This window comes from Bradyrhizobium sp. MI1.4 (genome assembly GCF_055811315.1).
In genome coordinates this window covers 18731-41152 of sequence record NZ_JBVVPP010000063.1, presented here as the reverse complement: position 1 = coordinate 41152, position 22422 = coordinate 18731, and the positions used below count along the sequence as shown (strand labels likewise).

Here is a 22422-nt window from a genome sequence, read left to right as displayed (position 1 = left end):
AGGGGTTGTCTCGACACCCTCATATCTTGCAGTTGAATTCGCCGAGAGAAACCCCTCATCCGGCGCTTCGCGCCACCCTCTCCCGCAAGGGGAGAGGGGAAGCACGCGCTCCGGGCTACGCATTCCCTACGCCTTCGGCATCGCGCCCACATATGATGAGCTCGGCCGGATCAGCCGCCCGGTCCGCTGCTGCTCGCGCGCATGCGCCGTCCAGCCGGCTGCGCGCGCCACCGCGAAGATCGGCGTGAAGGCCTGCCTCGGAATCGCCAGCGCATCGAGCAGGATCGCGGTGAAGAACTCCACATTGGTCTCCAGCGGCCGGTCCGGATTCTTCTTGCGCAGCGCGCTGCGGATGTAGGCCTCGACCTCGCCGGCAAAGGGCAGGGCGGCGCCGTCCGAAGCCAGCGCCTCGATCGCGGTCTTGAGCACGTCGGCGCGCGGATCGCGCACGCGATAGACGCGGTGACCAAAACCCATCATCCGCTCGCCGCGCGCGAGTGCCGCGTCCACCCAGGGCTGGATGCGCTCGCGCGAGCCGATCGCGTCGAGCATTTCCAGCACCGGTTCCGGCGCGCCGCCATGCAGCGGACCCGTCAGCGCGCAATAGCCGGCGGTGACGGCGGCAAACAGATCTGCGTGCGTTGAGGCCACCACGCGCGCGGTGAAGGTCGAGGCGTTCATGCCGTGGTCGCTGGCGGTGACGAGATAGGCGTCCAGCGCCCTGACCTCGCGTGGTTCGGGCGCGCGCCCGTGCAGCATGCGAAGCGTATCGGCAGCCTGGCTAACGTTCGGATCGGGCGCCACGGGATCGAGACCCCTAGCCCGGCGGACGAGCGCGCCCGCAATCACCGGGAATGCGCCGACGATCGTCGCCTCATGGGCGAGCCCGTGCTCGGCGCGAACTCCCGCGACCGCCGCGCGAAATCCGTCGATGATGCCCATGCCGCGCGTTGCCGGCAGCAGCTCATCCAGCCGCGCGAAGGCGCGCTCGCGTGCGGCGCCCAGGCTCGCGCGCACATCGGCTTCGCTCAGCGTGGTCGTGCTGGCGCCGTTCCAGAGCCGGGCGGTGACGCCCTCAAAGCTCGACTGGCTCGCCAGTCGGCCAACATGCTCGCCGGCGATGATCAACTCGCCGCGCTCGCCGTCGACATGGCTCAGCACGGTTTCGGCCGCGGGAACGCCGTCCAGCCCGATCTGGCTCTTGGTGAGGTGGATGTTCATGGCCCAAATCTCCTTTGCACCAGCCAAAGATCAGGCCTCTCGACAGATTGATCAATCTTGATTACATCAATCAATATGAAAAATTCGGAAGGTCTCTACCTCTCCGCCCGGGAAGCCGCCGCCGAGCTCGCGATCTCGCCGGCCACGCTCTACGCCTATGTCAGCCGCGGCCTGGTCCGCTCCGAGCCGACGCCCGACTCGCGCAAGAACCGCTATCGCGCCGAGGACGTCCGGGCGCTGAAGGAGCGTCGGGTGCCGTCGCCGGAGCCGCGCGGCCTGCGCAGCTTCGATGCCGATCTGCCGGTCATGGACACGGAGATCTCCACCATCACCGAGGAGGGCGCGATCTATCGCGGCGTCAATTGCGTCGATCTCGCGGAGAACGACACGCTGGAGCACACGGCGACGCTTCTGTGGGACGTCTCCGGCGTCGATCCCTTTGCGCCGGACAATTTTCCCGCGGTGTCCGATGAGATGCGCCTGATCGCGCAGGCCGCGCGGCGCGCCGCGCCGATCGATCGCGCCATTGCCGTGCTGGCGCTCGCATCGAGCGCCGATCCCCGCGCCTTCACCCGCGCGCATGATGGACGTGCGATGGTCGGTGCGCGCATCGTCCGGCTCCTGGTCGCGACCATGCTCAATACGGAGCCGTCCGCCGAGCCGCTGCACCAGCAGATCGCCAGTGCCTGGGCTCCCGACAACAAGCACGCGGCCGATCTCATACGCCGCGCGCTGGTTCTGCTCGCCGAGCATGAGTTGAACGCGTCCACCTTCACCGCGCGTTGCGCAGCCTCGACCGGTCTTAATCTTTATGATTCCGTCATCGCCGGCCTCGCCGCGCTGAAGGGACCGAAGCACGGCGGTGCCGGCGTGCTCGCCTCGCAGCTCGTCAAGGCGCTGGTCGATCGTGACGTCGAGCCAATGGTCCGCGAGCGTGTCGCGCTCGGCGAACGCTTTGCCGGCTTCGGTCACGGCGTCTACAAGCGGGGCGATCGGCGCGCGCAATCGCTGCTCAACGCGCTCTCTCGCGCAGGCGCACCGCGTAAATTCACCAAGGAGGTGCCCGAGCGGATCGCGGAGGCGACCGGCGAACTCGTCAATATCGACTACGCGCTTGCGGTGCTCGTGCACGCGCTGCGCCTGCCTGGCGGCAGCGAGCTCGCCCTGTTCGCGATGGCCCGCAGCGTCGGCTGGATCGCGCATGCGAGCGAGCAGTTGCAGTTCGGCAAGCTGATCAGGCCACGGGCGAGGTATGTGGGACCGGCGCCGGGGCGGAGGGGAGGCGCTGCTAGCTAGGATCGCTGCTGCGGTCGTCTTGGCGGAAGCCCGTGCTCGGGTACCTGATCAATCCGCAAGCCCTAACACGAACGCCAAAGCAATCCCGATCCGCGCCATATCCTGGCTGCCGAGGCGCCCGATCTTCTGTCCGATCCGTTCGCGTCTCACGGTGATCGGCTTGTCGGCCATCGCCTGCGATCTCAGTCGTAATCCATTTTCGCGGGTTGGCTCGATAGTCACCCGAAAATCCGGGGCGTGCGCCAGTTCGGAAGTCAACTGGCAGATCACGACGGAGGCATGAGTTTCAGGGAAAGCGTCGCTCTGCACGATGACCGCCGGGCGGGGTTTGCCATAGTCGCCCGTTGCAGCGACGGTCACGACGTCACCGCGTTGCATCTGCATCAAACTCGGAGACCGACTCGATCCACTGCAGCGCGTTGCGCTCGCGATCGGGGTCGAGGCTGGCAACTTGCTTCGCCACCCGTCGTCGAACTGACCGCGAGCGAGCATCAGCTACGACCAGGCGCAGTTCGCGCAAGCCCCGCAGCCGCCTCCGCTGGCGCATCATTTTCATTCTTTCAGCGGGTGCAGTCATTGGAAACGATCCCACGTAACGCGTTACAATGTAACGCGTTACGGCTTAGAGGCAAGGGCCGCCACGTTGCGAAGTCCCCAAACCGCAGTGCGCCGCTCGACGCTATCACCCTCGCGGCTTCGCCACCGCCACGCCGCCGCCGTTCCGGCGGCGATAGATCCAAACCGCCAAGCCTACGACGATTGCCACGCCGACCACGGTCAAAATCCACATATGCTTATACGGATGCCCATGGTGCGGCAGCCCGGCATATTCGTGCAGGGCCGACACCGCCAAAACGCCCGGCAGCACATGCGCCGGCGCCCAGACCAGGATCGCCGGGATGTTGATGGCGTAGAAGCGGGCCGGGGGCATGCCGAGCGCGCCCGCCGTGACCGGGACGAAGGCACGGATCGGCGGCACGAAGCGGGCGAAGAACACCGCCCAGATGCCGAAGCGGTGGAAGAAATTCTCGCTCTGTTCGACCACACGCGGATACTTGGTCAGCGGCCAGGTGTTGAGGATCTCCCGTTGTTGCCGGTGTCCGATCCAGTAGGCCGAACCATCGCCGAGCACTGCGCCGAGCGCCGCCGCCAGCAACACCCATTGCAGCTTGAGCTCGCCGCCTGGGACTAGGGCGCTCAGCGCCAGGATGATCGTCGAGCCGGGGATGACCGACCCCACCACCGGAACCGCCTCGAGCAGGGCCGCCAGGAACAGGGTCAGATAGGCCAGCCACGCATGGGCCGAGACGAATGAAATGAGGGGATCGAGAAAGGACGTCACATCGTCTCTGTGGTGGGATTGGGCCTTGGGGTTCGAACCCTATATCCAGACCCTACATAAGTAACGAGCGGCGGTAAAAGTGCCACCCGCGGGAGCAAGGACGGTGCCTTCGGCACGAAATTCAGGCGTGATTCGCAGGGCAGCCTTCCAAAAATCGCGTTCCTTGCCTATCTAGATGAAAAGACAACGGAACTTTGATCGGGGGGCGGGCTTCTGCCCGCCCGTTGTCTCTGATAGGTTCGCGATCGCACCCAGCCGCAGCCAACGTGCAATAACTGGTCTCGGGATCGCCCGGGACCTCGGAGGATTGATGACGACCGCCGCGATGTCCAAAGTTGAGGAAGTTTCCGGTTTGCCCGACATGAAGGTGTCGGTGCGCCAGGTGTTCGGGATCGACAGCGATCTCGAAGTCCCCGCTTATTCCGAAGTCGATCCTCACGTCCCCGAAGTCGATTCCGATTACCGCTTCGATCGTGCCACCACGCTCGCCATTCTCGCCGGCTTCGCCCACAACCGCCGCGTCATGGTCACGGGCTATCACGGCACCGGCAAATCCACCCATATTGAGCAGGTCGCCGCGCGACTGAACTGGCCCTGCGTGCGCGTCAACCTCGACAGCCACATCAGCCGTATCGACCTCGTCGGCAAGGACTCGATCGTGGTCCGCGACGGCAAGCAGGTCACCGAATTCCGCGACGGCATCCTGCCCTGGGCGCTCCAGCATAACGTCGCGCTGGTGTTCGACGAATACGACGCCGGCCGCCCGGACGTGATGTTCGTGATCCAGCGCGTGCTGGAAGTCTCCGGCCGCCTGACGCTGCTCGACCAGAACAAGGTGATCAAGCCGCATCCGGCATTCCGCATGTTCTCGACCGCCAACACCGTCGGCCTCGGCGACACCTCGGGCCTCTATCACGGCACCCAGCAGATCAACCAGGGTCAGATGGACCGCTGGTCGATCGTCACCACGTTGAACTATCTCAGCCATGACGAGGAAGTGGAGATCGTGCTGGCCAAGGCCAGGCACTATCGCACCACGGAAGGCCGCGACATCGTCAACAAGATGGTTCGCCTTGCCGACCTCACCCGCAACGCTTTCGCCAATGGCGATCTGTCGACGGTGATGAGCCCGCGCACGGTGATCACCTGGGCGGAGAACGCCGACATCTTCAGCGACATCGGCTTTGCGTTCCGGGTCACCTTCCTCAACAAGTGCGACGAGCTCGAACGTCCTCTCGTTGCCGAGTTCTACCAGCGCTGCTTCAACGCGGAGCTGCCGGAATCGTCGGTGAACGTGGCGCTCAGCTGATCTCTCTTGCGATATGTCGTCCCGACGAAAGCCGGGACCCATACCGCGAGGTCTCACGGTGAAGCGACGCTGCTAATTTCTCCTGACGCAATGATTGCCGGTGGTTATGGGTCCCGGCCTTCGCCGGGGACGACGGGTAAGGGCGAGATGAGCACCACCTCCAACTCCAAATTCCGCAACACCAAGGAAGCCCCGACCGAGCCGTTCAAGCGCTCGGTGGCCTCCTGCCTGAAGGCGATCGCCAAGGCGCCCGAGCTCGACGTCAGCTTCGCCGCCGAGCGTCCCGGGCTCGCGCCGGGCAAGGCGCGGCTGCCCGAGCCCGCGCGAAAGATGACCAGGCGTGATGCCGCCATCGTGCGCGGCCACGCCGATTCCATCGCGCTCAAGCTCGCCTGTCACGATCCGAAGGTGCATCGCAAGCTGATGCCGGGCAATCCGCAGGCGCGCGGCGTGTTCGAGGCGGTGGAGCAGGCCCGTGTCGAGGCGATCGGCGCGCGGCGCATGGCGGGCGTTGCGAAAAACCTCACCGCGATGCTCGACGACCATTTCCATCGCGGCAAGTTCGACGAGATCACCGATCGCGCCGACGCGCCGCTCGCCGACGCGCTGGCGATGCTGGTGCGCGAGCGCCTGACCGGCATGGCGCCGCCGACGGCCGCCAAGAAGATGGTCGATCTCTGGCGCCCTATTCTCGAAGACAAGATCGGCAGGCGGCTCGACCGGCTCGATACCGTGGTCGAGGACCAGACCAGGTTCGGCGATGCCGTGCATGATCTGCTGACGGCGCTCGAGATCGGCGACGAGCGCAGCGCCGACAGCGAAGACAATGACGAGAACGACGAGAACCAGGACGGCGACAACGATCAGTCCGGCGCCGAGGGCTCGCCCGATTCCGACGCCGCGCAGGAGATGAGCGCCGATCAGGCCCAGGCGTCGAGCGAGGAGATGAGCGAGAGCGCGATGGAAAGCGCGCAGGCCTCGACCTCCGACACCTTCGACGACGGCGAGCTCGGCGACGACGAGACGCCGGGCGAGGCGACGCGGCCGAATTCGCACGGCAAGAACGAGCCGCGCGGGCCGGAATATCACGCCTTCGCGCCGAAGTTCGACGAGGTCATCGCCGCCGAAGACCTCTGCGACCATGACGAGCTGGAGCGGCTGCGCGCCTATCTCGACAAGCAGCTCGCGCATCTGCAGGGCATCGTCGCCCGTCTCGCCAACCGGCTGCAGAGGCGCTTGATGGCGCAGCAGAACCGCGCCTGGGAGTTCGATCTCGAAGAGGGCATTCTCGACCCCGCGCGGCTGTCGCGCGTGGTGACGGATCCCTATCACCCGCTGTCCTTCATGCACGAGAAGGAGGCGACGTTCCGCGATACCGTGGTGACGCTGCTGCTCGACAATTCCGGCTCGATGCGCGGGCGGCCGATCACGGTCGCGGCGACCTGCGCCGACATCCTCGCCCGCACGCTGGAGCGTTGCGGCGTCAAGGTCGAGATTCTCGGCTTCACCACGCGCGCCTGGAAGGGCGGGCAATCGCGCGAGGCGTGGCTTGCCGCTGGCAAGCCGGCCAGCCCCGGCCGCCTCAACGATCTCCGCCACATCATCTACAAGTCGGCGGACGCCCCCTGGCGTCGTGCGCGGAAAAACCTCGGCCTGATGATGCGCGAAGGGCTGTTGAAGGAGAACATCGACGGCGAGGCGCTGGATTGGGCGCACAAGCGCCTGCTCGGCCGGCCCGAACAGCGCAAGATCCTGATGATGATCTCGGACGGCGCGCCGGTCGACGATTCCACGCTGTCGGTCAACCCCGGCAACTATCTCGAGCGGCACCTGCGCCACATCATCGAGGAGATCGAGACCCGCTCGCCGGTCGAGCTGATCGCGATCGGCATCGGCCATGACGTGACGCGCTATTATCGCCGCGCGGTGACGATCGTGGACGCCGAAGAGCTCGGCGGCGCCATCACCGAGAAGCTCGCCGAACTCTTCAGCGAGACCAACACCGCGCCCACGCAGCCGGCCAACCGCCCGCGCCGCAAACTGCATTCGTGAGCAACCATCGATCCCGCCGCAGCTTCATCGGCCACGCGGCGGCGGGATTTTCCACTCTCGTACTGTCTCGCCTGGCGCAGGCACAGCCCGGGCCGAAGCCGGCGCTGATCGAGCACGCCGTCGCCGCGCCCGTTGGCATCGAGGTCAACGCGCGGCCGATCCCCAATTTCGAGCCGCGCGACCGCGCGCGCACGCGGTTCGGTTCGCTGGACTATCGCGGCGGCCTGGTGCTGACCTCGCCGCATCGCGGCTTCGGCGGCCTGTCCGGCTTCCGCTTCCTCGACAGCAAAGGCGAGCGCTTCCTCGCGATCTCCGACCAGGGCACCTGGTTCACCGGTCGCATCCGTTATTCCGGGCGGAGCATGACGGGTCTCGACGACGTCGAGGCCGCGCCGGTGCTCAATGCGGAGGGGCGGCCGATCACGGAGAAGCGGCTGTGGTACGACACCGAGTCGCTCGCGCGTGACGGCGACCTCGTCTATGTAGGGCTCGAGCGCGTCAACCAGATCATGCGGTTCGATTTTGCGAAGGGCGGCACACGCGCGCGCGGCGAGGTGCTGCCGACCCCGCCGGCGGTGCGCAAGCTGCCCTACAACAAGGGGCTCGAGGCGCTGGTGTTCGTTCCAAAGGGGCAGCCGCTCGCGGGCACCTTGATCGCGCTGTCGGAGGGCGGCTTCGATGCCGACGGCAATCTGATCGGATTTTTGCTCGGCGGCCCCACACCGGGCCAATTCAGCATTCGCCGCACCGACCAGCAGCTCATCAGCGACGCCGTGCTGCTGCCCTCGGGCGATCTCCTGATCCTCGAACGCAAATTCTCCTGGTTCACCGGCATCGATATCCGCATCCGCGCGATCCCCCTGAAATCGATCGCGCCGGGCGCATTGGTCGACGGCCCCGTGCTGTTCAAGGCCGATCTCGGCCACGAGATCGACAACATGGAAGGCATCGACGCCCACGTCACGGCCGACGGCGAGACCGTGCTGACGCTGGTGTCCGACGACAATTTCTCGATGCTCCAGCGCACGCTGCTGCTGCAGTTCGCGCTGGTGGAGTAGGGCGGCGCGGCCGCAATGCATCCCCCGCGAGCCGCCATGCCCCCCGCGCGGCTGGCAATCGGCGCATCGCCCACTACACTCTCTCCATCTCCCTGCCCTCCATCCTTTTCGGAACTCCCCCGCATGAGCGCCCTGTTTTCCCCGATCAAGCTGCGCGGCCTGACTTTGAAGAACCGCGTCGTGGTGTCGCCGATGTGCCAATATTCGGCGGAGGACGGCGTTCCCACCGACTGGCACTTCACCCACATCAACAATCTCAGCCTGTCGGGCGCGGCGATGTTCTGCATCGAGGCGACCCATGTCGAGGCGATCGGCCGCATCACGCCGGGCTGCCTCGGGCTCTACAGCGATGCCGCCGAGGCCGCGCTGAAGCAGATCCTCACCTCGGTGCGGAAACATTCCTCGACCGCCGTCGCAATGCAGCTCGCGCATGCGGGCCGCAAAGCCAGCAGCGCGCGGCCGTGGGACGGCGGCCAGCTGATTCCGCAGGATGCGGGCGGCTGGCAGACCGTGGCGCCGTCGGCGCTGCCGCACAAGGAAGGCGAGGCCGCGCCGCTGGCGCTCGATGCCGCGGGCCTCAAGCGCATCCGCGAGGCCTTCGTCGATGCCGCCAAGCGCGCCGATCGCATCGGCATTGACGCGATCGAGCTGCACGGCGCGCACGGCTATCTCCTGCATCAATTCCTGTCGCCGATCTCGAACAGGCGCACCGACGAATATGGCGGCTCGCTCGAGAACCGCATGCGCTTCCCGCTGGAGGTCTACGACGCGGTCCGCGCCGTATTCCCGCACGACAAGCCGGTCGGCATGCGGGTGTCGTCGACCGACTGGGTCGAGGGCGGCTGGGATCTGGCGCAAACGCTTGAATTCGCCAACGCGCTGAAGGCGCGCGGCGTCGACTGGATCGATGCCTCCTCCGGCGGCGTCTCGCCGCTGCAGAAGATCGCGCTCGGCCCCGGCTATCAGGTGCAGTTTGCCGAGGCCATCAAGCGCGAGACGGGTTTGCCTACCATCGCCGTCGGCCTGATCACCGAGCCGAAGCAGGCCGAAGAGATCGTCGCATCCGGCAAGGCCGACATGGTCGCGCTCGCCCGCGGCTTGCTCTACGACCCGCGCTGGGCCTGGCACGCCGCAGCCGAGCTCGGCGGCGAGGTCGAAGCCCCGCCGCAATACTGGCGCTCGCAGCCCTCGACCCAGAAGGCGCTGTTCGGCAAGACGACGTTCGGGGCGCGGTGAGGGGGCGAGTGTGGCGCGAGGACCGCGCCGCAAACTCGTCATTGCGAGGAGCCCTTGCGACGAAGCAATCCAGGCTGTGTCCGCGGAAAGAGCCTGGATTGCTTCGCTGCGCTCGGCAGCCATGCGACACACGCCAAGGTCGTTGCTCCGCGTACCTTTTGGTCCCGTGCCGTTCCGCCTCACGCATCCGTAAACCCTCTCAGCTTCCACCCCACCCAAATCTGGCCTAACCTCGCGTGCGTCCAACGCCTCGCGGAGGCCCGCCATGCGATTTCGTGTTCGAAAAGTTGCCCACGTCATCGAGCGCGTGGGCCTTGCGATGGCGGGCGCGGCGTGCGGGCTGTTTGTCGGCGCTTATGTGGGATCGGCGATCCCCGCGCTCACCACCGAGGGGTTCCTGCTGCTGATGATGGTGCTGGGCTTCGTCGGCTTCTATCTCGGCATCGACACGCCGCAATTGCCGTTCGACGAGGCCCACGGCGACATCGACGCCGCGGAACTGTTGAGCGCCGCCGGCACGCTCTGCGCCACGCTCACCGCACTCGCCTCCGTCGCCATCATCGTGCTCCGCCTCGATCCGCACATCGCCTGGAGCTGGTTCGCCTTGTTCGGCTGGATCGCCGGCGTCGCGATGCAGATCGTCGCGGGCGCAAAGGCGCGGATGCGGAAGCCGTGAATTTGTTGTGTTGGGAGAGATCGCGCCGCAAGTACACTGCGTTCCCTCCCCCTTGTGGGGGAGGGCTAGGGAGAGGGGTAGCCACACGGCGTGCTCTGTCGAATGAAGCGACACTCTGTTGCCATCGCTTCGCACGTAACTAACACCTTTTGCTGGGCCACCCCTCTCCCCAACCCTCCCCCACAAGGCGGGAGGGAGCCGAGCGGAGTGTGGAGCGCGGCCTTGTTCAGCAGCTGGAAGGAGTCAAAACACCACGCCCACCTTCGAGCCGCGCTTCCACGCCACGCGGCAGCGTTTTTTCGTGTTCACATGCAGCAGCTCGAAGCGATCGGGAATCTTCACCTGGCCGCCGAGATCGACGCAGGCGCCGCCCGGCGAATAGTCGATCAGCGTGCAGGGGATCACCGGCGCGCGCGGGTCGGTGATGATCTTGGCCTGGCGGGACACGAGGCCCGCAGGCTTGACACGGGCATGTCGTCGCGGATGCATTGGCACTCTCCTCCAATTTCCGCGGATGGCGCGGGTGGTCTGGGAGATGATGCCAAGGAGTTGATTCGATCCGGCTAAGGCGGGCTGGAGAATTTTAATGAAAAGTGTCGGCGAGTGGAGAAAGCGGCGGTAGCGGGGTGGTCTGCTTTCCCCTCTCCCCTTGTGGGAGAGGGTGGATCGCCACGAAGTGGCGAGACGGGTGAGGGGTCTCGCACGGCATACGAAGCTTTCGCGTTCGCGGCGACAACGCCTCATCCGGCGCCATAGCCGATGCGAAGCATCGGCGTTTTCAAGAACGGCGGCCGAAGACCGCCTATGCCACCTTCTCCCACAGGGGGAGAAGGGAAGGCCCTCACCCCACCACGATCTCCCCCGACTCCGCCGCCATCCCCACACCCGGCGGCACCGGCATCGGCACCGTCACATACTCCTTCGGCAGATTCACCGGCCGATATCCCGGCTCCACCGCCATCCGCTTCAACACGCTCTCATGCACATGCGCGCCCTCGGGGATCAGGCGCGGCTCGCAATTGGGGATGTAGAGCCCGAGAAACACCTTCCGCGCCGGCCATTCCTTGTAGGTCGCGCTCTTCGGCAGATACTCCAGCACGCGCCAGGGCGCCGTCATCGAATCATGCAGCTCGCCGGTCTTGCCGGTGTAAGCCGGCGGCACGTATTGGAACGGCGAGGTCTTGCGCTGGATGCCCCAGGCGAGCTGGTTCACCGTGCGCGGGTTGAAGTTCAGCCCCGCCTTGGTCGCCTCCTCGATCATCCAGAGCAGCGGATACTTGGACTCGCCGCTCTCGACTTCCGGATAGCCGCCACCGACGTCGCAATGCACGCCGGCGAACCACACCTGCAAAATGTCCTGCGGCTCCTTCTTGTCGTCGGGCACGAAGCGGTTGCGCCAGTACTCCTGCGGCTCCTCATACTGCTTGAGGCGGAACATGCAGCGCCGCTCGTCGATCGCGATCGCCTGGCGGAAGATGTTGACGCTGGGATTGCGCAGCGTGAAGGCGAGCTCCTCGAAGCTCGGCAAATAGCCCCGGTCGGCGCGCGGCACGATCACGCTCGCCACCGTGTCCCAGACGCCGATGAAGTGGATGGTCGGCCAGCGCGACGAGGTGATGCGTGCGAACTGCGCGGCGAGATCGAACTTGTTTTTCGGCAGCGGCCCGCTGTCGTCAAAACCCTCATCGACGAGGTCGCTGACATCGTTGCCGCGCCCGGTGCCGGAATATTGCTTGTAGGCGACGAGGCCAGAGCCTGCGAGGTTGGCCTGCTCCGGCGAGATCAGGCCGATCTTGTGGATCAGCCCCGCCAGCACGCGAACCGTGTAGGCCCCGCGCGAGAAGCCGAACAGGTAGATCCTGTCGCCGGGCGCGTAGTGCTGGACCAGGAAGCAATAGGCCGACAGCGTGTTGTCATCGAGCCCGTAGCCGGTGGCGAGCCCCAGCACCAGATTGACGTTGGCTTTCCAGCGGTGCCACGTCGACGGCTCCGTCACCGTGCCGACCCCGGGATCGTAGAACACCAGCTGCCGCGGCCGCGTCTTGTCGGTCTTGCGCAGGCAGCGATAGAGCTTCAGGACGTTGGAGATGTTCTCCGAGATCTCGTTGCCGGTGCCGTCACAGCAGATGACGAGGTTCTTCGGCTCGGATGTATGCTCGGCGTTGCGCTCGTGATCCACAGGATGCCCCTCCCGCTGATGCTACCCGGGCGAGTATAGCGGAAAAGCGTGGGGAGAGGGAGATGACGCTTCTTCCCCTCCCCCCTTGTGGGAGAGGGTGGATCGCCGCGAAGGGGCGAGACGGGTGAGGGGTCACTCTCCGCGTGCGAATCTCTCGCGTCAGAACTCCCGGAGACAGACCCCTCATCCGGCGCCATAGCCGATGCGAAGCATCGGCGTTTTCAAGAACGGCGGCCGAAGGCCGCCTATGCCACCTTCTCCCACAAGGGGAGAAGGGAAAACAGCGCCCGCACCTCTACTTCTTTTTCTGGCCGATCTCCGGCTGCCACGCCGCGTCCTTGCGGCTCGGCGCTGCGGCGCTGGTCTTGATCTTGTCTTTCTTCGGCTTCTTGGTCTCGCGGTTGCTGCGTTGCTGTCCCTTGGCCATGACGTCGTCTCCTCCTGGGTTTCGAGTTCGTCCGCGTGCGAGATCGGCGCTGCAATGGTCGCTGGGCGGGGCTGTGAGATGCACCCGCCCGAACCAATGAAGATCGCCGCCGCGCACACGAGGCGCGAAAGATGCAGCGCAACATCGACGCGCGGCAATTGCGTGAGCTGCGCTGACGTGGTCGAGCGTACGCCCGCGCCCTGCCGATTGCGAGGACTAAAACGCCGCGTGCGAGCACCGCGCTTGCGCCTTAAGTCCCGGCCCACGCTGACATAATGCTGGCTATTGCCGGGCAACAAGCGCATGGTCCGTCATAGCTGGTGTCGGTTGGGGCCCCTTCTTTGCGAAAGGCAGGCGCGCATGACCATCCGCTCGCGGCGAGAAACCATCACCTTCAAGCATCCATTCCACATCCGCGGCCTCGAGCGCGAATTGCCGGCCGGCGCCTATGAGGTCGTCACCGACGAGGAGATGATCGAGGGCCTGTCCTTCGCATCCTATCGCCGTGTCGCCACCATGATCACGGTGCCCTCCGAAGGCGTGCGCGGTGCGACGGAGATGCTGTCGATCGGCTCGGTCGACCTGGCGGATGCCCAACGTATCGACGCGAGTGCCGCCAATGACTGAAATTCCGGTCGATCTCGACAGCCACCGCGGCATGGCCGCCCAGAAGGCAACCGATCTGCGCCGCGCGCTGGCCGATGTCGAGGCCCAAGTCAGGGAGCTGCGCGAGCGCGAGGCCGAGCTCGAAAACCGCATGATGTCGGTGCCCGCCACGTCCTGGCCCGAGGCCGCCGTGAAGGCCCGCCATCTGCTCAACCTCTATGCCGCCAGCCTGCCCTCCGAGGACACCCGCCACCGCGCGCTGGTGGCCGCGCTGTTCGACGATTTCGCAAGGCTCAACGGCGACGGCTGAAGGCGAACCAACGCGTGTCGCCATCGCGCAATGCTCGCAAACACAGGCGTCGTCCTGGCCGAGTGCGCAATTGCGCACGGAGCCAGGACCCATAACCACCGAAGCGACTTGTTGTGCACCCTCGTGCCACAGCGTGCTTCGATAACGCCGACCGGCGTCCCCCGTGCGCCATCGCGCACAAGGCCGGCACGACGCGCGGACGCAAAAGGAGTACCCCATGACACTCACCACCAGCCGCTTCATCGCCCACGACCAGGACCGCGGCATCGTCCAGTTCTCGATGCAGGACGGCGCGAAGGAGATCGCCTGCGCGATCTCGACCTCCGCCATGGACGACCTCGAGCGCGGCCCGCGCGCCAGGCCGAGCGAACGGGAAGAGCAGTTCACGCGCCTGCGCGAACGCATCGAAGCCTGCACCGGACGCAAATATCAGGCGACGGAGTTCGAAGGCACCCCGCCGGGGATCGTGCTGCGGAGCATTGATTTTCGGGGGTAGGGCTGCTGCCCAGGCAGCTGCTAAAGCGCCGAAACGCCGGAAAGCTGTAGCGGACTCCCATTTCGGACGTAAGTCTTCGTTTGACTTATGGCCCAAGTGGTTGTGATAATTCATGAGACACGTTTTAGACGAATGTGCAATATTGAGCCGGGTCGCTATTCGATAGGCTTTGCCAGCTTTGATCTAAGCCAACCATTTGATTGCCGTCCAAGATTGTATCTTTCAAAACAGCGCGATCTCGTTCTTTCATGGAAACCTTTGTATATCGCTTGGAAACTGATCCAGTAATCTTGCTGGAGCATGTGTCAAACATTCGCTCCTTGGCTGATCGAGAGAAAGAGGCCCTCGGATTTTTACCTGAAGCGGCCTACCGTGACGCGATTATGCAACGGCGGCTATTTTGCATGTTTGCGAGGGGGGCTGATGCGGTCGAGATCGCAGGCTTCATCCTGTTTAGCGGCGTATTTCCCAACGCGCGAGTTCAGCAGGTCGCAGTTTCTGCGTCTCATCGACGGAGCGGACTTGGATCGGCCCTGATCAATGCGCTCGTGTCACACCTCGAAAGTCGAGGGTATTTGAATGTGACGGCTGCGGTTGCGTCGGACTTGAGCGCGGCGCAATCGTTCTATGAGAAGCGAGGATTTATAGCGCGTCGCGTTCGCGACGGTGGAGCTGCGCGACAGCGCACCATAGTGTTGCGTTCCAAGGAACTGGATACAGCAAGTCTGTTCACGTTGATGGCTCCGCCTTCCGCCAGGGACGAACTAGCGCCAGACCTGAGGCTTCGGTCGCCCAGCGCTTTTGAAGCGCCGCTGTATGCAATCGATCTCAACGTGCTATTCGATCTCCTTAAGCAGCGCACCCGTTCGGGCATTGCCAATCGACTCTTTGGCGCTGCTTTAGCGCATCGCGTGCGGCTCGCGGTAGCACCAGAATTCATTGTAGAATTGGAACGTACCTCGCATGGTGATGCGCTCGATAGGCGCTGTCGTTCATCCCAATCAGGTGGATAAGTAGGCCACAAATCGTAGATGAGGCGAATCTTTGCGAGCGTTGCTTCGTGCTCGTCCCGAGCAACTCGTATCCGCTCAGCAAGATGCTGCTTTGCCGCAAGTAGCTCGATCTGTCGCGACCGAAAAAATATCATTGAGATGTTGTCGATGAATCCTAACGGCTTTCGAAGCTCGCTAAGAAGTCGTTGTTCTCGAAACTTGAAATCCTCAGCGTCTCGCTTGAGCCGTTCAAGGCAACGCTTATGAAATACCGAGCCATCGACGAGGACGCCATCGGTCATAACTCCGGTGGAGCAAATGCGACAAGTATCCACGCAATTGCCTTTCGCCGAAATGTTCGCGTTTACGCAACTTAGATAATGCAGACGTGGGACGCAACTTCAGGTCGAACGCTCCAAAACAAACGGCCGGATCTTCCGATCCGGCCGTAATGCAAACTCTATCCAGCTAAGCCTACGCCTCGCGACGCAAGCCCTCGCCCAATCCGAAAATTCTTAGCTCGCCTTCTTCTCCGGCGCCGGCGTCGGGCCGACCTTCTTCTGGATGGCGCGCTTCAGCTCGAGGGCGCGCGGTGACAGCACGGCGGCCTTGGCCTTGAGCAGGAAGGGATCGAGGCCGCCATTGTGATCGACGCTCTTGATCGCGTTGGTGGAGACGCGCAGGCGCACGTTGCGGCCCAGCGCTTCGCTGATGAAGGTCACGTTGACCAGGTTCGGCAGGAAGCGGCGCTTGGTCTTGATGTTGGAGTGGCTGACCGTGTGGCCGACCTGGGGGCCCTTGGCCGTCAATTCGCAGCGGCGAGACATGGCAAAATCCTCAATCTTTCCCAACGATGTGCGGCCGCCATTCGGGGCGCCACGGGCAAATCTCTGTCCTTGCAGGGAGCGGGCGGACGTATAGGGGGGAAGCGGCGGGACGTCAAGGTTTTGGGGCGGGTTTCGTGCCTCACGCGAGCTGTCATCGCCCGGCTCGCCGCCTTCGCTGAAGCTTCGGCGGGCCGAGCACCCGTGTGGGCCTCGGCGTAGCCTTGGCGGAGCCGGGACCGGGCGATCCAGTACGCCGAGACGGTGCGGCTGACCAGAGGGGCCGCGGCGTACTGGATGCCCCGGTCAAGCCGGGGCATGACGGCGGTGGAGGTGGCGCGGTGAGGTGCGCTTTTCAGTCCCACCCCGATCACCAAAACGGCAATGATTATCGCGCCTTACCATCACATAAAGGGCGTATTCGCGCCCGAAAAGTCCGGTGGAGTTCCGGACGCGGATAGGCCCGGACGCATTGCTTGGCGCGGTATTTGGCTTAAGTAACAACCGTTCGCGCCCCGATTGGATTGTTTCGTGCTCACAACGCCTCATCTTGCGCCCGGCCTGCGCTCAGCGGAGCGGCGCGCGAGGAATCCGCGCGCTGCCGGCCGCTGGGTCATGGCGGCCCTTGGCGGGCTGGTCTTGGCGTGGGCGGCGGAGCCCGCGGCGGCGCAGGGCAAGCTCGAGGCGCAATATGAGGCGACGCTGGCGGGCATTCCCGTCGGCAAGGGCGCCTGGAATATCGACATCCAGGACGACGTGTTCGCGGCCGCGGCCTCCGGCGGCACCTCGGGGCTTCTAAAATCCTTCGCGGGCGGGTCGGGCACCGGCGCCTCGCAAGGGCGCGTGGTCAACGGCGCGCTGGTCGCGACCGGCTACCAGGCCTCCACCACCACCTCGAAGAAGACCGAAGAGATCCGCATCACGCTCGACAAGGGCAATGTGAAGGATTTTGCCATCCTGCCGGAGCCGCCGGTCGATCCCGACCGCATCGTCGTCACCGATGCGCATCGCCGCGGCGTCTGGGACCCGATGACGGCCTCGCTGGTGCGCGTATCCGGCACCGGCGACGTGCTGTCGGCGGACGCCTGCCACGGCAGCGCCGCCGTGTTCGACGGCCGCATGCGCTATGAGCTCAAGCTCGATTTCAAGCGCATGGAGAACGTCAAGGCGGAGAAGGGCTATCACGGCCAGGTCGTGGTCTGCTCGCTGTATTTCGTGCCCATCGCCGGCTACATCCCCGACCGTCCCGTGATCAAATATCTCGCCGCCCAGCGCAACATCGAGGTCGCGTTCGCGCCGATCGCCGGCACGCGCATCCTGGTCCCGTTCTGGCTGAAAGTGCCGACGCCGCTCGGGCCGGCCATGCTGGAAGCGACCAGCTTCATCACCAGCGCCCAGCCGCCCAAGGTCGCGAAGACGCAGTAGGCCTGCCGTCCCTGCGCTGATCTCCCTTTTGGCGAAAATAAATGCGAGCGATGTCAATGACATGCCTACTGTGCATGGGGTTGTTTTCGCGCTTTTTGTTTGGAGCGGGTCGAGAACCGGGAATCCATTTGACTCCTCCCCGATTCTGATTCGACTCCGCGCCGTCCCCAGCTTTAACGAATCCGCCACCGAAACGTCGCTTGTGCGGCGGGCCAAAACTCCATCTAGTGCGACCCAACAAGCCTCCCGCGACATCTTGCGTGAACGGAACAGGACTCAAGGGGGAGTCAGCGATTCGGCCGCGATTCGTTCTCAACTCGTTCCGAAGCTTAAAGCCAACGGGAAAAGCGTCAAAGTGAGACAGTTGCGCTGGGTTCAGGGAGAGGCGCCGCATTCTCCGCCGTCATGCCCCGGCTTGACCGGCGCATCCAGTACGCCGCGCCCTCTCGGTTTGATCTGCGCCGCCTCTGGAATACTGGATCGCCCGGTCGAGCCGGGCGATGACACCAGCGCGTGAGGCGGGCCCTTCGCGCCACCGCCCCAAAACAGCACTGACATTCGCCCCAATCGCCATTACCTAATCCCCCAGATGCCTTTTTCCTCCTCTCCCTTCGCTTCCGAGCGGCTTCCCGGCGCCGGCGTCACTGCGGTGCTTGGTCCCACCAACACCGGCAAGACCCATCTCGCCATCGAGCGGATGCTCGCGCATCCCTCCGGCATGATCGGGCTGCCGCTGCGCCTGCTGGCGCGCGAGGTCTACAACAAGATCGCAGCAAGGCTCGGCCCCGATGCCGTCGCGCTCGTGACCGGCGAGGAGAAGATCAAGCCGAAAGCGCCGCGCTATTGGGTCTCGACCGTCGAGGCGATGCCGCGGGATCTCGACGTCTCGTTCCTCGCCGTCGACGAGGTGCAGATCGCATCTGATCTGGAACGCGGCCACGTCTTCACCGATCGCATCCTCAACCGCCGCGGCCGCGACGAGACGCTGCTGCTCGGCGCTGCGACCATGCGCCCGATCATCGAGCGGCTGCTGCCGGGCGTCTCCATGATCACGCGGCCGCGCCTGTCGCAGCTGGAATTCGCGGGTGATCGCAAGATCACGCGGCAGCCGCGCCGCACCGCCATCGTCGCCTTCTCGGCCGACGAGGTCTACGCCATCGCCGAGCTGATCCGCCGCCAGCATGGCGGCGCCGCCGTGGTGCTGGGTTCGCTGTCGCCGCGCACCCGCAACGCGCAGGTCGCGATGTTCCAGAACGGCGAGGTCGATTACCTCGTCGCCACCGACGCCGTCGGCATGGGCCTCAATCTCGACGTCGACCACGTCGCCTTTGCCTCCGACCGCAAGTACGACGGCTACCAGTTCCGCCGCCTGACGCCGTCCGAATTCGCCCAGATCGCCGGCCGCGCCGGCCGCGCCACCCGCAACGGCACCTTCGGCACCACCGGCCGCTGCGGCCCGTTCGAGCCCGAGCTCGTCAATGCGCTGCAGAACCACACCTTCGATCCCGTGAAGGTTTTGCAATGGCGCAATTCGAAGCTGGATTTTGCTTCCCTCGGCGCGCTCCAGGTCTCGCTGAACCTGGCCCCCGGCCACGAGGCGCTGACGCGCGCGCCGATTGCCGAGGACATGCGCGTGCTCGACCACGCCGCCCGCGACGCCGAGGTGCGCGATGTCGCGCATGGCAAGGACGCCGTGGAACGGCTGTGGGAGGCCTGCCAGGTCCCGGATTATCGAAAGCTGTCGCCGGCCGCCCATGCTGAGCTGGTGACGACGCTGTACGGCTTCCTGATGCGGAAGGGATGCATCCCCGACGCCTGGTTCAGGACCCAGATCGACCAGGCCGACCGCGTCGACGGCGATATCGACACGCTGTCGGCCCGGATCGCGCAGATTCGCACCTGGACCTTCGTCGCCAACCGCCCCGACTGGCTGAAAGACCCCGAACGCTGGCAGGGGATCGCCCGCGAGGTCGAAAATAAATTATCGGATGCGCTCCATGAACGCTTGACTGAGCGTTTCGTTGATCGCCGGACCAGTGTATTGATGCGCCGCCTGCGGGAGAACACGAGCTTGAATACGGAAATCGGCAAGACCGGCGAAGTCATCGTCGAAGGCCATGTCATCGGCCGCCTCGATGGCTTCACCTTTGCACCGGATGCGGCGGAAGCCGGCTCCGATGCGAAAGCGTTGCAGGCTGCAGCGCAGGCCGTGCTCGCCGGCGAGATCAACGCGCGCGCCGAAAAACTGAGCAATGCGCCGGACGAGCAGTTCGTGCTGACCTCGGAAGGCATCATCCGCTGGACCGGCGACGCCGTGGCGCGGCTGTCTGCCGCAGAGGAGGCGCTGCATCCGCGCATCCGCATCATCTCCGACGAACGCCTCACGGGCGCCCCCCGCGACAAGGTGCAGGCCCGGCTCGAGCTCTGGCTCAAGACGCATATCGAAAAGCTGCTCGGGCCGCTGTTCGAGCTCAGCAAGGCCGAGGACGTCACCGGCATCGCCCGCGGCATCGCCTATCAACTCGTCGAGGCGCTCGGCGTGCTGGAGCGCCCGAAGATCGCCAACGAGCTGAAGGATCTCGACCAGCCCTCGCGGGCGACCTTGCGCAAATACGGCGTCCGCTTCGGCGCCTATCACCTCTATTTCCCCGGCCTGCTCAAGCCGGCCGGGCGTGCGCTGGCCGCGCTGCTCTGGGCGCTGAAGCAGGACAATGTCGATCCCTCCGCGCTGTCGGGCGCGCAGCATCTGGCAAGCTCCGGCCGCACCTCGTTCCCGGTCGACAAGCAGCTGCCGCGCGATGCCTATCGCGTGCTCGGCTACAAGCAGGCCGGCGAGCGCGCCGTGCGCGTCGATATCCTCGAGCGCCTGGCCGATCTGATCCGTCCGGCGCTGGCCTGGCGCGAGAACGCGTCTGGCGAAAAGCCCGCCGGGGCATTCGACGGCCGCAGCTTTGTGGTGACGCAGGCGATGACCTCGCTCACCGGCTCCGCCGGCGAAGACTTTGCCTCCGTGCTGCGTGCGCTCGGCTATCGCATGGACAAGCGCCCGCCGCTGCCGGCGAAGCCGGCTGCGGCTGTTGCCGAGACGCCTATTGCTGACGCGCCTGTTGCTGAAGCCTCCAGCGAAGAGACGCCCGCAACCGAAACGCCGGTCGAGGACGCCGCAACCCCTGCGGATGCCGCGATCGAAGCCGCTGCCGAGCCTGTGACCGTCGAAGACGCGCCCGGGATGGAGCAGCACGACGAGCCCGCGCATGACGAGCCGGCGCTCGAAGCTTCCGTCACGCCGGAAGACGCTCCCGGCATCGCGCCACCTGCGGAAGAGCCTGTTGCCCCCGCTGAAGCTGTCGAAACCGCACCTGCCGAAACCGCGCCTGCAGAGACCGCTGCAACTGAAGCCGCTGCGTCGGCCGATGCGGCAGCGCCCGTGGAAGCCGCGGCGACGCCCGCCGAGCCCGAGCTCATTGAGGTCTGGCGTCCCGCGGGCCGTCACGATGATCGCAAGCCGCGCCACGAGCGCCATCGCAACCAGCGTCATCACCAGCCGCGTCCACAGGCGGCCGCTGAAGCCGGCGCTGCGCCTGCCGAAGGCGAAGCCCAGCCTGCCGCCGACGGCGAGAAGCGCGGTGAGCGCCATCGCCATGGCGGCGGTCATCGTCGAGATGGTGGCAGGGACTTCCGCAAGCCGCGAGAAGGTAGCGCCGAAGCTGCGCCGCGTCCCGAGGGCCGCGACGACAAGAACCGCCGCTTCGAGGGCAAAAATGGCGGCAACAAGGACCGCGACAACAAGGACCGCAACAAGGGCAAGTTCGGCGGCGATCGCGACAAGGGCCGCGATAACCGTGGCCGCGACCGCGACAAGGGCCGCGACCGCCAGGGCGGCCCGTCGCTGCGGCCCTACGCATCGAGCGCCACCCCGCGCGAGCGCGATCGTCCGGTCGATCCGAACTCGCCGTTCGCGAAGCTCGCTGCGCTGAAGGAGCAGCTGTCCGGGCGTAAGGAGTGAGCCCACGACCGAGCGGCAGCGCATCGACAAATGGCTGTGGCACGCGCGGGTGGTGAAGGCGCGCACCTCCGCGGCCGCGCTTGTCGAGTCCGGCCATGTTCGCGTCAACGGCGCACGCGAGAAATCGCCGGGGCATGCGATCAAGATCGGCGACGTGCTCACCATCGCGCTCGATCGCACCGTGCGCGTCTTGAAAGTCATCGCCTTCAACGAGCGCCGTGGCGATGCCGCCTCGGCCCGTGTGCTCTACGAAGAGCTCGGTGAAGGCCCGCCAAGTTCTCAGCGCAATTAATTGCGCTTTGAATTCATTTCTTGGTCGATCAAGCGCATAAAGCCGTCATGATCGGCCGTTCCTGAGCTTGCGGCGCCGGGCCATCCGCGCTACGCAAGCCGCGACTTTTAAAAGAGCTTTTCGGAGCGTTGGATGACTTACGTCGTCACTGAAGCGTGCATCAAGTGCAAGTACACCGACTGCGTCGAGGTCTGCCCGGTCGACTGTTTCTATGAGGGCGAGAACATGCTCGTCATCCATCCTGACGAGTGCATCGACTGCGGCGTGTGCGAGCCGGAATGCCCCGCCGATGCCATCAAGCCGGACACGGAACCGGGCCTGGAAAAGTGGCTCACGGTCAACGCCGACTACGCCAAGAGCTGGCCGAACATCACCCAGAAGAAAGAATCACCCGACGACGCCAAGGATTTCGACGGCATGGAGGGCAAGTTCGACAAGTATTTCTCGCCGAACCCCGGCTCCGGCGACTAATTCGGGTCAAACTTAACCCTATTAGCGGCCTTACCGCCGAAAACTAGGCCTTAACACCCCTAAATCATTGATTTTTGCGGGAAATGTGCTATATTGGGCACATTGAGCCGAACCCTGGTTAGCCCCGTCGGCCCCGTTGGGTTCCCGTGAAACCAAATGTCGAACAGGGGCGTGGCAGTTTCCGCGCGCAGGCTGTGTCACAGA

Annotated in this window: 22 protein-coding genes; 14 read left to right on the top strand and 8 right to left on the bottom strand. The window is 65.1% G+C overall.

Features of this window, described 5'->3' with window-relative positions; genetic code table 11:
- Positions 1–126 precede the first annotated feature (126 nt).
- The gene (locus AC0L23_RS35575) at positions 127–1221 is read right to left on the bottom strand and encodes a citrate synthase/methylcitrate synthase (RefSeq protein ID WP_085358853.1); all 1095 of its coding nucleotides are present in this window, start codon (positions 1219–1221) and stop codon (positions 127–129) included.
- Positions 1222–1296: 75 nt separating this feature from the next.
- On the opposite strand from AC0L23_RS35575, the gene AC0L23_RS35570 reads away from it, so the two are divergent.
- Complete coding sequence (locus AC0L23_RS35570) at positions 1297–2517, top strand: citrate/2-methylcitrate synthase (RefSeq protein ID WP_085358851.1); 1221 nt, start codon at positions 1297–1299, stop codon at positions 2515–2517.
- A gap of 48 nt (positions 2518–2565) precedes the next feature.
- Here the strand turns inward: AC0L23_RS35570 and AC0L23_RS35565 are convergent, their stop codons facing one another.
- The 3 genes from AC0L23_RS35565 to AC0L23_RS35555 form a co-directional block, all read right to left on the bottom strand.
- Positions 2566–2895, bottom strand: coding sequence for a type II toxin-antitoxin system PemK/MazF family toxin (locus AC0L23_RS35565; protein WP_026232424.1), 330 nt, complete (start codon positions 2893–2895; stop codon positions 2566–2568).
- The gene (locus AC0L23_RS35560) at positions 2882–3094 is read right to left on the bottom strand and encodes an antitoxin MazE-like protein (protein ID WP_143273843.1); all 213 of its coding nucleotides are present in this window, start codon (positions 3092–3094) and stop codon (positions 2882–2884) included. Before AC0L23_RS35560 ends, AC0L23_RS35565 begins: the two co-directional genes overlap by 14 nt.
- 105 nt (positions 3095–3199) lie before the next feature.
- Positions 3200–3859, bottom strand: coding sequence for a DedA family protein (locus AC0L23_RS35555; protein ID WP_085358849.1), 660 nt, complete (start codon positions 3857–3859; stop codon positions 3200–3202).
- A 310-nt stretch (positions 3860–4169) separates the two neighbouring features.
- Here AC0L23_RS35555 and cobS point away from each other — a divergent pair, with 310 nt between their 5' ends.
- The 5 genes from cobS to AC0L23_RS35530 all read left to right on the top strand — a co-directional run bounded on the left by cobS (position 4170) and on the right by AC0L23_RS35530 (position 10190).
- On the top strand, positions 4170–5168 hold the full coding sequence (gene cobS, locus AC0L23_RS35550; RefSeq protein ID WP_473358090.1) for a cobaltochelatase subunit CobS: 999 nt from the start codon (positions 4170–4172) through the stop codon (positions 5166–5168).
- Positions 5169–5315: 147 nt separating this feature from the next.
- Positions 5316–7220 (top strand): cobaltochelatase subunit CobT, encoded by a 1905-nt coding sequence (gene cobT / locus AC0L23_RS35545; RefSeq protein WP_018452934.1) that lies wholly within the window; start codon positions 5316–5318, stop codon positions 7218–7220.
- On the top strand, positions 7217–8278 hold the full coding sequence (locus tag AC0L23_RS35540) for an esterase-like activity of phytase family protein (RefSeq protein WP_085358847.1): 1062 nt from the start codon (positions 7217–7219) through the stop codon (positions 8276–8278). The genes cobT and AC0L23_RS35540 overlap by 4 nt, the downstream gene beginning before the upstream one ends.
- Positions 8279–8401: 123 nt before the next feature.
- Positions 8402–9514, top strand: a complete 1113-nt coding sequence (locus AC0L23_RS35535; RefSeq protein WP_085351643.1) for an NADH:flavin oxidoreductase/NADH oxidase — start codon at positions 8402–8404, stop codon at positions 9512–9514.
- 265 nt (positions 9515–9779) lie between these two features.
- Positions 9780–10190, top strand: a complete 411-nt coding sequence (locus AC0L23_RS35530; protein WP_473358089.1) for a hypothetical protein — start codon at positions 9780–9782, stop codon at positions 10188–10190.
- 243 nt (positions 10191–10433) lie between these two features.
- Here the strand turns inward: AC0L23_RS35530 and AC0L23_RS35525 are convergent, their stop codons facing one another.
- The 3 genes from AC0L23_RS35525 to AC0L23_RS35515 form a co-directional block, all read right to left on the bottom strand.
- Positions 10434–10679: a PilZ domain-containing protein gene (locus tag AC0L23_RS35525; protein WP_027515169.1), complete on the bottom strand. Its 246-nt coding sequence runs from the start codon at positions 10677–10679 to the stop codon at positions 10434–10436.
- Positions 10680–11031: 352 nt separating this feature from the next.
- Complete coding sequence (locus AC0L23_RS35520) at positions 11032–12369, bottom strand: DUF2235 domain-containing protein (protein ID WP_473358088.1); 1338 nt, start codon at positions 12367–12369, stop codon at positions 11032–11034.
- A 295-nt stretch (positions 12370–12664) separates the two neighbouring features.
- Positions 12665–12796 (bottom strand): hypothetical protein, encoded by a 132-nt coding sequence (locus AC0L23_RS35515; protein WP_007599247.1) that lies wholly within the window; start codon positions 12794–12796, stop codon positions 12665–12667.
- Between the two features lie 360 nt (positions 12797–13156).
- Here AC0L23_RS35515 and AC0L23_RS35510 point away from each other — a divergent pair, with 360 nt between their 5' ends.
- The 4 genes from AC0L23_RS35510 to AC0L23_RS35495 all read left to right on the top strand — a co-directional run bounded on the left by AC0L23_RS35510 (position 13157) and on the right by AC0L23_RS35495 (position 15221).
- A complete protein-coding gene (locus AC0L23_RS35510; protein WP_085351640.1) occupies positions 13157–13423 on the top strand; it encodes a hypothetical protein in 267 nt (88 codons plus the stop codon).
- Complete coding sequence (locus AC0L23_RS35505; RefSeq protein WP_085351639.1) at positions 13416–13712, top strand: hypothetical protein; 297 nt, start codon at positions 13416–13418, stop codon at positions 13710–13712. Before AC0L23_RS35510 ends, AC0L23_RS35505 begins: the two co-directional genes overlap by 8 nt.
- A 217-nt stretch (positions 13713–13929) precedes the next feature.
- The gene (locus AC0L23_RS35500; RefSeq protein WP_085351675.1) at positions 13930–14208 is read left to right on the top strand and encodes a DUF1488 family protein; all 279 of its coding nucleotides are present in this window, start codon (positions 13930–13932) and stop codon (positions 14206–14208) included.
- Between the two features lie 248 nt (positions 14209–14456).
- Entirely contained in the window at positions 14457–15221 is a 765-nt protein-coding gene (locus tag AC0L23_RS35495) for a GNAT family N-acetyltransferase (RefSeq protein ID WP_473358087.1), read from the top strand.
- A 494-nt stretch (positions 15222–15715) separates the two neighbouring features.
- Here the strand turns inward: AC0L23_RS35495 and rpmB are convergent, their stop codons facing one another.
- Complete coding sequence (gene rpmB, locus AC0L23_RS35490) at positions 15716–16027, bottom strand: 50S ribosomal protein L28 (protein WP_026232426.1); 312 nt, start codon at positions 16025–16027, stop codon at positions 15716–15718.
- 612 nt (positions 16028–16639) lie between these two features.
- Here rpmB and AC0L23_RS35485 point away from each other — a divergent pair.
- From AC0L23_RS35485 to fdxA, 4 genes are all read left to right on the top strand, one after another.
- Positions 16640–17449: a DUF3108 domain-containing protein gene (locus AC0L23_RS35485; protein ID WP_085384094.1), complete on the top strand. Its 810-nt coding sequence runs from the start codon at positions 16640–16642 to the stop codon at positions 17447–17449.
- Between the two features lie 589 nt (positions 17450–18038).
- On the top strand, positions 18039–21455 hold the full coding sequence (locus AC0L23_RS35480; RefSeq protein ID WP_085358843.1) for a helicase-related protein: 3417 nt from the start codon (positions 18039–18041) through the stop codon (positions 21453–21455).
- A gap of 22 nt (positions 21456–21477) precedes the next feature.
- Positions 21478–21747, top strand: a complete 270-nt coding sequence (locus AC0L23_RS35475) for an RNA-binding S4 domain-containing protein (protein WP_083926310.1) — start codon at positions 21478–21480, stop codon at positions 21745–21747.
- A 132-nt stretch (positions 21748–21879) separates the two neighbouring features.
- Positions 21880–22218: a ferredoxin FdxA gene (gene fdxA / locus AC0L23_RS35470; RefSeq protein WP_018452948.1), complete on the top strand. Its 339-nt coding sequence runs from the start codon at positions 21880–21882 to the stop codon at positions 22216–22218.
- Positions 22219–22422: the final 204 nt, after the last annotated feature.